Source organism: Marinobacterium ramblicola (genome assembly GCF_019084545.1).
GTDB lineage: Bacteria > Pseudomonadota > Gammaproteobacteria > Pseudomonadales > Balneatricaceae > Marinobacterium_D > Marinobacterium_D ramblicola.
In genome coordinates, this window is sequence record NZ_JAHREP010000030.1 from 48,778 (window position 1) to 58,185 (window position 9,408).

At 61.0% G+C, this 9,408-nt stretch carries 8 protein-coding genes; 5 read left to right on the plus strand and 3 right to left on the minus strand.

The window, feature by feature from the left end:
• Positions 1-275: 275 nt before the first annotated feature.
• The 3 genes from KQ940_RS19495 to KQ940_RS19505 all read left to right on the plus strand — a co-directional run bounded on the left by KQ940_RS19495 (position 276) and on the right by KQ940_RS19505 (position 4,678).
• On the plus strand, positions 276-3,779 hold the full coding sequence (locus KQ940_RS19495) for a DEAD/DEAH box helicase (protein WP_217415662.1): 3,504 nt from the start codon (positions 276-278) through the stop codon (positions 3,777-3,779).
• A gap of 348 nt (positions 3,780-4,127) precedes the next feature.
• Positions 4,128-4,400, plus strand: coding sequence for a CopG family ribbon-helix-helix protein (locus KQ940_RS19500; RefSeq protein WP_217415664.1), 273 nt, complete (start codon positions 4,128-4,130; stop codon positions 4,398-4,400).
• Complete coding sequence (locus KQ940_RS19505) at positions 4,397-4,678, plus strand: type II toxin-antitoxin system RelE/ParE family toxin (RefSeq protein WP_217415666.1); 282 nt, start codon at positions 4,397-4,399, stop codon at positions 4,676-4,678. Before KQ940_RS19500 ends, KQ940_RS19505 begins: the two co-directional genes overlap by 4 nt.
• 157 nt (positions 4,679-4,835) lie before the next feature.
• Here KQ940_RS19505 and KQ940_RS19510 read toward each other — a convergent pair whose 3' ends face one another.
• On the minus strand, positions 4,836-5,792 hold the full coding sequence (locus tag KQ940_RS19510) for a LysR family transcriptional regulator (RefSeq protein WP_217415667.1): 957 nt from the start codon (positions 5,790-5,792) through the stop codon (positions 4,836-4,838).
• 111 nt (positions 5,793-5,903) lie between these two features.
• Here KQ940_RS19510 and KQ940_RS19515 point away from each other — a divergent pair, with 111 nt between their 5' ends.
• Together KQ940_RS19515 and KQ940_RS19520 are read left to right on the plus strand one after the other, a co-directional pair.
• Entirely contained in the window at positions 5,904-6,677 is a 774-nt protein-coding gene (locus KQ940_RS19515) for a class II aldolase/adducin family protein (RefSeq protein WP_246590203.1), read from the plus strand.
• 70 nt (positions 6,678-6,747) lie between these two features.
• Positions 6,748-7,767 (plus strand): TRAP transporter substrate-binding protein, encoded by a 1,020-nt coding sequence (locus tag KQ940_RS19520; protein WP_217415669.1) that lies wholly within the window; start codon positions 6,748-6,750, stop codon positions 7,765-7,767.
• 43 nt (positions 7,768-7,810) lie between these two features.
• Here KQ940_RS19520 and KQ940_RS19525 read toward each other — a convergent pair whose 3' ends face one another.
• Both KQ940_RS19525 and KQ940_RS19530 read right to left on the minus strand, forming a co-directional pair.
• Complete coding sequence (locus KQ940_RS19525) at positions 7,811-8,995, minus strand: Bcr/CflA family multidrug efflux MFS transporter (protein ID WP_217415671.1); 1,185 nt, start codon at positions 8,993-8,995, stop codon at positions 7,811-7,813.
• A 122-nt stretch (positions 8,996-9,117) separates the two neighbouring features.
• On the minus strand, positions 9,118-9,408 hold a 291-nt coding region (locus KQ940_RS19530), incomplete at its 5' end, for a DODA-type extradiol aromatic ring-opening family dioxygenase (protein ID WP_485020581.1).

Below are 9,408 nucleotides of genomic sequence, written 5' to 3' on the forward strand. Positions count from 1 at the left end.
CGAGAGAGCGGACAGGGTGGATCGATATTGGTTAATATATTAATTAAATCAGATTTGCTCGCCTCGGTGCAAGATTAATGGGAGAGGATGCGGCAATGGTTGCGGTCGGAAAGCTTTCCGCGCCGATGCCTGGTCGCATCCTATGTGAGGCGTTCATGTCCGGTGTCCGGGGCGGTATCATGCTCGCTTTCCCTGCAACCGGAACGGCAGCGCCTTTCATGAACGTCGATCGCAACACCGATGCCCCCTCCAGCCAATCGGGGAGGCACCCCTAGATGGCAACCTATGGCAATACCTGGTGGGGCGAGCAGTGGCTGGAGGCGTTCAACGGCATCGACTACAGCAACCGGCTGCCGCGCGGCCGTCGCTACGCCGGTAACGGCTCGGTGCGCGAGATCGAGATCCAGCCCGGCGGCATCCAGGCCGCAGTACAGGGCAGTCGCCGCTCGCCCTATCGCGTCGAGGTCAGGCTGGAACCCTTTTCCGACAGCCAGTGTCGGCAGATTTTCCAGACCATCAACAGCAGCCCGGCATTACTGTCCCGGCTGCTGAACCGGCAACTGCCGCGCCGGATTCTGGCACTGATGAGCGAACAGCAGATCCGGCTGTTTCCCCGCGACTGGAATGACATGCAGGCGCACTGCTCCTGTCCGGACTGGGCCATGCCCTGCAAACATATTGCGGCCGTGCTCTACCTGGTCGCCAACGAGATCGACCGCAACCCCTTTCTGGTGTTTCAGCTGCACGGGCTGGACCTGGCACAGGCTCTGGAGGGACAGGCCGGTGCGCAGCTGGAAACCCTGCAGGCACTGCCCACGACAGTGGCGGGCTGGTCGCCCGAACCGATAGTGCAATCCGAGCCGGCGATGCCGACATCGGCCTTCGAACGGGTCGATCTGAGCGTCATACCGCTGCTGCAGGAACATATTCTGACGGTGCTGTCCGAAAAGCCGCTGTTCCACCCCAAGGAGTTTCGCAAGATTCTGGCCGACCAGTACAAACGAACGGCCCGCGAGGCGGCGCGATTCGACCGGGAGGAGGCGGAACCCTGGACGACGGCGGAACAGCTGCCCCGCCTGAGCATCCGCGTGGATGAAAACCTGGGTTTCCTGGGCGTGAACGATGCGATCGACGACGAAAGTCCGTTGAGTACCTGGCTGCAGCGGCTGAATGCGATACCGGCAAGTCTGTTGCCCTACCTGTCGACGCATCTGCTGCTCTGGCGTCTGCTGCTGCGCCTGGCATTGAAGTTGATCGAGCAGCGGGCCTATCTCCCCGCCATCCAGGCCAATCCGGCGGGCGACAGTCTGATCGTCTGGCATCCCGCCACGATCAGCGATCCGGTTTCGGCGCTGATGGCGACGCTCTCCGAACTCTGTCCACCGGATCTGCTGGTACTGGAACATACCCCGGCACGGCGGCGCAAATCGGTACGACATTACGCCGATGCTCCCACCCAGCTTCAGGCGGCGCTGCATCTTCTGCTCAGCCATTTCATTGCCGCCGGCTGTGAGGAACCCCGCAGCACCGACGCCGCTGCCGCGGTCGAAAGACTGTTTTTCCGTGGCGAACCGCAGCGCTTCGACCGCTTTGAAACTGCCGAGGTTCCCAAGGTGATCCGCCACTGGCTGAGCCGCCTGTGGCTGGCGGAACGCGACCACCGCCTGCTGCTGCAGGTAGAGGAACGTGGGCAGGACAGACTGAGCCTTGCGCTGCGCATCGAGCATGACGGTCAACTGCATCCCTTGGAATCCCTGATCCGTACGCCAGGCCTGTCGGTGCTCAAGGCGCGGGTGCTGGCCGACTTGGCGATGCTGGCCGATTATCTGCCGGAGATCGAGCAACTCTACAGCGATGCCGACCCGCTGAGCGAGCTGAGTTTCGATCTGGCGGCGTTCACGCCGCTGTTCCGCCAGACCCTGCCGGCCATCGCCATGCTGGGTATCCAGGTGGTGCTGCCCAAGGCGTTGCGCAACCTGGCGCGACCGCGACTCAGCCTCTCGCTGGAGGGGGCCGGAACCGACGCGGAGGTCAGCTATCTGAACCTTGGTCAGCTGTTGCAGTTCGACTGGCAGGTGGCGATCGGCGACCGCAACGTCTCGATTCACGAGTTCCGCCAACTGGTGCAGAACGCGTCCGGCATTGTCCGGTTGCTGGATCAGTACGTGATGATCGACGAAGCGCAGCTGCAGCAACTGATGAAGCGGCTCGACAACCTGCCCGAGTCGCTGTCGCGTATCGAACTGCTGAAGGCCGGATTGGCCGGTGAACTGGACGATGCCGGCGTGGTGCTGGGCGACAGCGCCCGGGTGCTGTTCGATCAACTGCTGCAAAGCGAACCGGCCCCGCTGCCGGCAGGACTCAAGGCCGATCTGCGGCCCTATCAGCGGCGTGGCTATGAATGGCTGGTTCAGAACAGCCGCCTGGGTTTCGGCTCGCTGCTTGCCGACGATATGGGCCTGGGCAAGACGCTACAGGTGATCTGTGCCCTGCTGCACCTCAAGGAAACGGGACAGCTGGAACGACACAAGGCTCTGGTGGTGGCCCCGACCTCGCTGCTGACCAACTGGCAGCACGAACTTGCGCGTTTCGCGCCTGCTCTGCGTGTGCAGATCTACCACGGCGCCGGGCGCAGTCTGGAACTGGAGCGGCACGACCTGGTGCTGACCAGCTACGGTCTGACGCGCAGCGACAGCAAGACTCTCGGCAAGCCGCACTGGCGAGCGCTGGTGCTCGATGAAGCGCAGAACATCAAGAACCCGGCCAGCGCCCAGACCAAGGCGATCAAGCAACTGAAAGCCGATATCCACATCGGCATGAGCGGCACGCCGGTGGAGAATCGGTTGCAGGAGTACTGGAGCCTGGCCGACTTTGCCAACCGGGGCTATCTCGGCAGTCTGGCACGGTTTCGGGAGGAGTTTGCCGCGCCGATCGAAAAGGAGCGGGATCAGGCCCGGCTCGAGCGTTTTCGTAAGGTCACCGGTCCCTTTATCCTGCGGCGTCTGAAAAGCGACCGGAACATTATCGACGACCTGCCGGACAAGATCGAAAGCAACCGCTACTGCGGCCTCAGCCGGGAGCAGGCGGCGCTGTATCAGAGCACGGTGGACGGCATGATGGAGAATCTGCAGCGCAGCGAGGGCATCGAACGCCGTGGCCTCGTGTTCAAGCTGCTCAATGCGTTGAAACAGATCTGCAACAGTCCGGCGCAGTTTCTGGGCCAGGAGCGGGCGGATATCGAGGCCTCCGGCAAGCTGGCGGCCTTTATCGAGATCATGTCCGAACTCGATGCCGCCGGCGAGAAGGCGATCATCTTCACCCAGTACACCGGCATGGGCGAGCTGCTGGCGGACAGTCTGCGCCGGCAGTTCGGCTGGGAGGTGCCGTTCCTGCATGGCGGGCTGTCACGCCCGCAGCGTGACGCGATGGTCGACGCCTTCCAGACCGAGCGCGGTGTGCGCGCGATGATCCTGTCGCTGAAAGCCGGTGGCACCGGCCTCAACCTCACTGCCGCCAGCCAAGTGATCCACTACGACCTCTGGTGGAACCCGGCGGTGGAGGCCCAGGCCACCGACCGTGCCTACCGCATCGGCCAGCAGCGTTCGGTGCTGGTGCATCGTCTGATCACCGAAAACACCTTCGAGGAGAAGATCGACGCGATGATCCAGGACAAGAAGGAGCTGGCCGAGCTCAGCGTCGCCGGCGGCGAGCAGTGGATCTCGGAACTCTCGAACAGCGAGCTGCGCGAACTGGTGGCGCTGAGTGGGGGCGGGGAGTAGGGGCCGGGAGTAGGGACAGGGCGTAGCGCCCCCGCAGCCGTCAGAAAAACACCATCCCTTGCTCCAGCATCAGTTCGAAACATCAAGCGTCTGACTGCATTGCAGGGTCACGAACAGGATAACTCCGCCGATATTGAGGCTGAACAGCCAGGCGTAGTGGGCTCGAGGTCGAAATAGTTGATGTAAACGAACGGGGACTCGGTAATAAAGGCGATGGATCACGTGGGCCTTGTCAGCAGTGCCCGGCTACTTTCGTTGCGACGATGGTTCCGGTTTCAACAACTCTTTGCGGCACCCTCATTGACTATGATGTAATACAGTGTAGTCAAAGAATCTGAGGGTACAGCCATGAGTGTTACCACAGTTCGTCTTCAGGCAGACGTTGAGCAGAACCTGGAGGCAATCGCCAGCAGGCTCCACCGTAGCAAAGGCTGGGTAATCAACCAAGCGTTGTCGGAATACATCGAACGGCAGCAGCTTGAACAAGAGCGTTGGCAGCAAACACTGGAGGCAATGGAGTCTGCCGCCCAAGGGAAAGTGGTTGATGCCAGTGAGGTTCATAGTTGGCTCAATAGCTGGGGAACCGAAAACGAGCAGGATGCACCGAGGTCGGGTAAGTGAAGCTGGTTTACACGGACGAAGCCATTGATGATTTGATGCGTCTCAGAGAGTTTATTGCGGTGCACAACCCGTCGGCAGCGGCCAGGATTGCCACCGAACTGGTCGGCAAAATCGAATTACTTCCAGACTTCCCCGCAATGGGCACGCCCGTTGAAAGGGCACCGGTGCCTGATTCTGTTCGAGACATGGTCTTCGGAAAATATGTCGTTCGATATTCGGTCCATTCCAGTGCCATTATTGTTCTCCGGGTATGGCACGGCCTTGAAGGTGAGCGATAGCAACTCATCGCCTAGGCGATAGTGATCGCAAAGGGCGGCCTGCACGCCTGTAGCGCGGTCGAGGAGATCATCACGTCGAGGTTGTTGCACGAGGTCTATCGCGTCGAGGCATGCATGGAATCCTGTTCCCGTGGCCAGTCCAGGGCAAACTTCGATTTCAGGCCTCTCCCAGTGCTAACTCCCCCCGCCAATGTCCGGCCAGGTACTCCTGCCGGGTCACCTCGTGGATCAGTGGAATGACGGCCCGCATCAAGGCGGTTTTCGGCCGCTCGGCCGCCGTGGTGATGTACACGTCACGCCAGAGCGGTGGATCGGTAATCTCCAGTGCGTGAATCTGTCCGGCTTCTTCGAGGTGGTAGAACGAGGAGGAGGGGCTGAGCAGCATGCCGTAACCGTCGGCAACGTAGCGTAGCGTGGTCATCAACTGGCCAAACGCGGGTTTGTGCCGGATGCTGACACCGGTCTGCAGCTCGTACTGGTGCAACAGGTAGCCGAGGGAATCCTGGCGGCCGGTGACGATCACCTCATGATCGGCCAGCTCCGCAAAACGCAGGCGCTTGCGCGATCGCAGCGGCAGTTGCGAGGCCGGTTTGGGATCTGTACCCATGGCCAGATAGAGCTGCTCGCGGAACAGCTTTTCCCGTCTCAGGTGCGACATGTCGCTGCCATCCGGTGAGGAGATCGCCAGATCGATCTCGCCGGCCAGCAGCTGCTGCGACAGGCTGTAGGAGAGACCCGCGAACAGGTCGAGCTGGATCTTGGGGTAGCGCTGCTCCACCTGGGTCAGCAGCGGTACCGAGACCACATTGCCGATCGGTTGCGTCATACCGATCACCAGGCGACCGCTGGGTTCCTCTTCGGACTGGCGGATATCCCGCTTGGCCTGTTCGACCTGGCGTAGTATCGACTCGGCGTGGGCGCGGAACAGCTGCCCGCTCTCCGTCAGCGTTACACCGCGATAATCGCGCTCGAACAGGCGGGTAGCGAGTTCATGCTCCAGATTGTCCAACTGCAGACTGATGCTGGGTTGCGCCACCTCGAGTTCACGGGCGGCGGCGGCAATGCTGCACAGTTCAGCGGTCTTGAGGAAGTAGATCAGCTGTTTGGTGTTCATCCACTGAGGGTATAGGAAATATATTGAAGGGGGCAATATTCATTTTGGTTTTTGTGGTGCCGGTATGTAGTTAATGTATTAACTAACCTGCAATGACACCAAGCGAGGAAGATGATGGAAACCTTTGACCGTTACTTTGAACGTCCGGCGAGATTCAGCGAAGCGGAGTGGAATGCGCGGGTCGATCTGGCGGCGATGTACCGGATTTTCGCCTATCTGAAATGGGACGAATCGATCTACAACCATATTTCCCTGCGTGTGCCCGGCGAACCGGGGCATTTCCTGATCAACCCGTTCGGGCTGCACTACAGCGAGATTACCGCCTCCAATCTGGTCAAGATCGATATCGACGGCAACATCATCGGCCACTCCGACTGGCCGATCAATCCGGCCGGGTTTACTTTCCACAGCGCTATCCATGCCAGGGTGCCCAACGGGCACTGCGTGATGCACGTGCATAGCACACCGACGCTGGCGGTGTGCTGCCTGGAGGAGGGGCTCTCCTACAGCAACTTCTACGCCGCGCAGCTCTACGACAAAGTCGCCTACCACGAGTTCGAAGGGATCACGGTGCATATGGATGAGGGGCAGCGGATCCTCGACAGTGCAGGCGATAAACAGGTGCTGCTGTTGCGCAACCACGGACCGGTAGTGATCGGCGCCAACCTGTCCCAGGCGCTGGCGCTGATGTGGCTGGTCACGCGGGCCTGCGAGGTGCAGGTGGCGTCGATGGCGATGGGGCCGGTGCGTGCAATCCCGGAGGCGATATTGAAGAAGTGTACCGCAGACTCGTTGAACTTCGATCCCAAATTTGGCGCCGGGGAAGACGTGTTTGCGGCGATGAAACGGCTCGTCGAACGTCAGGATCCGTCATTCAAGCGATAACAGCGGTGCCAAGTATTGCGCTTGGAGATCAAGAGAGCTCTAACAATAAAATGAGAACAAAAGAGGGCATATGAAAACCTTAAAAATCGCATCGACACTGGCCTGTGCTGTGGCCGGTACCCTGCTGTGCACGTCCGCGATGGCGGCAACTACACTGCGTGTAACCACCTGGCTGCCGCCGACCAATCCGCAGAATGCGGTGGTCTGGCCGACCTGGGCCAAATGGGTCGAGGAGGCGACCGAGGGGCGGGTCAAGGTGGAGATCGAGCAGGGCTCGGGCCATCCGAAAACCCTGTTCAATCTGGTCGAGGATGGCGTGACCGACGTCAGCTTCAGCGTCAACGGCTACCTGCCCGGCCGGTTCAAGCTGCCGGGTGTTGTCGAGATCCCCGGTGAAACTCCCGATGCCGAGCTGGGTTCCGTGGCGCTGTGGAAGGTCTACAAGGAGTACTTCGAGCCGGCGGATGAGTTCGCCGGCCTGAAGGTGCTGGGGATGTTCGTGCATGGCCCCGGTCAGTTGCATACCCAGTTCCCGGTCAACTCCCTGGATGACCTGAAGGACCGCAAGATTCGCGTCGGCGGCGGGGTGGTTAACGAGCTGGCCGAGCGCCTGCACGTGACACCGGTGGCGGCACCGGCGACCAAGGTCTACGAGATGATGCAGCAGGGGATCGTCGAAGGGGTGTTCCTGCCGATCCAGGAGCAGAAGTTCCTGCGTCTTAGTGAAGTGACCAGCCACCTGACCATGTTCCCGAAGGGGATGTATACCACGGCGTTTACCATCTTCATGAATCCCGATGTGTTCGATGGCCTGAGCAAGGAGGATCAGGACGCGATCATGAGTGTATCCGGTGCCAAATTGTCTCAGCTGGCAGGGCAGGCTTGGGGGGCAGCGGACCTGGCCGGTTACAAGGAAGCGCAGGACTCGGGCAAAACGATCGTCCGCCTGACCGCCGATGATCCTCTTGTCGGCCAGCTCAATGACGCGATCAAAGGCATGGATGAGGCGTGGATCGACTCCGTCGCGGACCGAGGTATCGATGCGCGTGCGGCGTTGAATAAGTACAGGGAACTCGTTTCCAGACAGTAGTGTACCCCCACTCGGGCGCGGCTATCCTGACCGCGCCCTCTCTTTATCCTCGCACACGGGTTCTTGTCAGTCGTAGCGCCATTAGGGCGCCTATCCCGCACAGGCCCATGATCAGCGTCATCGGCAGCGGTGTGCCGTCATGCAGGCTGCCGGCCAGCGAGCTGGCCAGGGCGCCGAGCCCAAACTGGGCCGACACCGCCAGACCGGCGGCGGCCCCGGCCTGTTGCGGGTAGCGGGCGAGCAGGCTGGCCATGCAGTTGGCACCGAGCAGACCGGTCACGCCGACGAAACCGAAAACACCGACCACGATCGGCAGCAATCCACCCGCGGCGGTCAGGCCGCAGATCAGCAACAGCGTACCCGAGGCGGCAGCCAGGCTCACGCCAGCCAGCAGTAACGGCTGAGTACCCAGACGTTTGACGAAACGTGCATTCAGGGTCACGAACAGAATCACGCCGCCGATGTTGAGGCTGAACAGCCAGGCATAGTGAGCGGGCTCGATGCCGAAATAGTTGATGTAGACGAAGGGGGAAGCCGTGATGAAGGCGAACATGCCGGCAAAGGTCAGCGACATGCACAGGATGTAACCGATGGCGTGGCGATGCCGGGCGATACGGAAGTAGGCGGCGAACACGGCCAGAATACTCGAGTTTCTGGATTCGCCGCGGTGGGTTTCCGGTATCTTCCAGGCAACGAACAGCAGCGTTGTCGCTGCAAAGATCATCAGTACCACGAACAGCGCCCGCCAGCCCGAGAGCAGCATATAGCCACCGAACAGCGGAGCCATCAGCGTGGCGATCATCGTGACCAGGTGCATCAGCGACAGCACCCGCGCCGACTCTTCGACCGGGAACAGATCGCGCACAATGGTGCGTCCGAGCACCGATGCTGCAGCGCCACCCAGTGCCTGAGCAAAACGCAGAGCTATCAGGTGTTCGATACTGGTGGCGAAAACGCAGCCCAGGCTGGCCAGGGTGTACAGGCTTATCCCGCCCAGCAGCAAGCCGCGGCGGCCAAACTTGTCCGACAGGGGGCCGTAAAACAGCATGCCGATGAACAGGCCGATCAGAAAGGCGCTGATCGTCATCTGCACGCTGGCTTCGCTGCTGCCCATCTCCTGCGCGATCAGCGGCAGCCCCGGCAGGTACATGTCGATCGACAGCGGGCCGAACGCTTGCAGTGCGGCAAGCAGTACGATCAGTCGGTGGGGGCGTTCAATAACGGCCATGGAGTCATCCTGATGACAGAATCTGGTAGTGAAAAAGAGGCCCGCGTGAGCGGGCCAAAACACCATATGCAACTGGTGCGGAAACGCCTGGATGTGCGTTCCGCTAATAGGGTTAATGCGGATCAGAGCCGGCTGGCGCCCGGTGCGAAACCGCTCTCGACCGAGGCCTGGGGGCCGGGTACGGCGCTGCCGTCCTGCGGCGTGACCGGGAATACGCAGTTGATCTGGCCGGTGCCGGAGCTGCCGAAGTAGGGGGTCAGGATCTCCGCCTGGCCCTGGTAGTCGGACCAGCCCAGGGCGCCGAGCATCATCGCGGTATCGTGCATGAAACCCTCACCATGACCCTTGACCGCATACTCCGGCAGCATCTCGCAGAAGGTTTTCCAGTCACCGCGCTGCCACATCTCGACCAC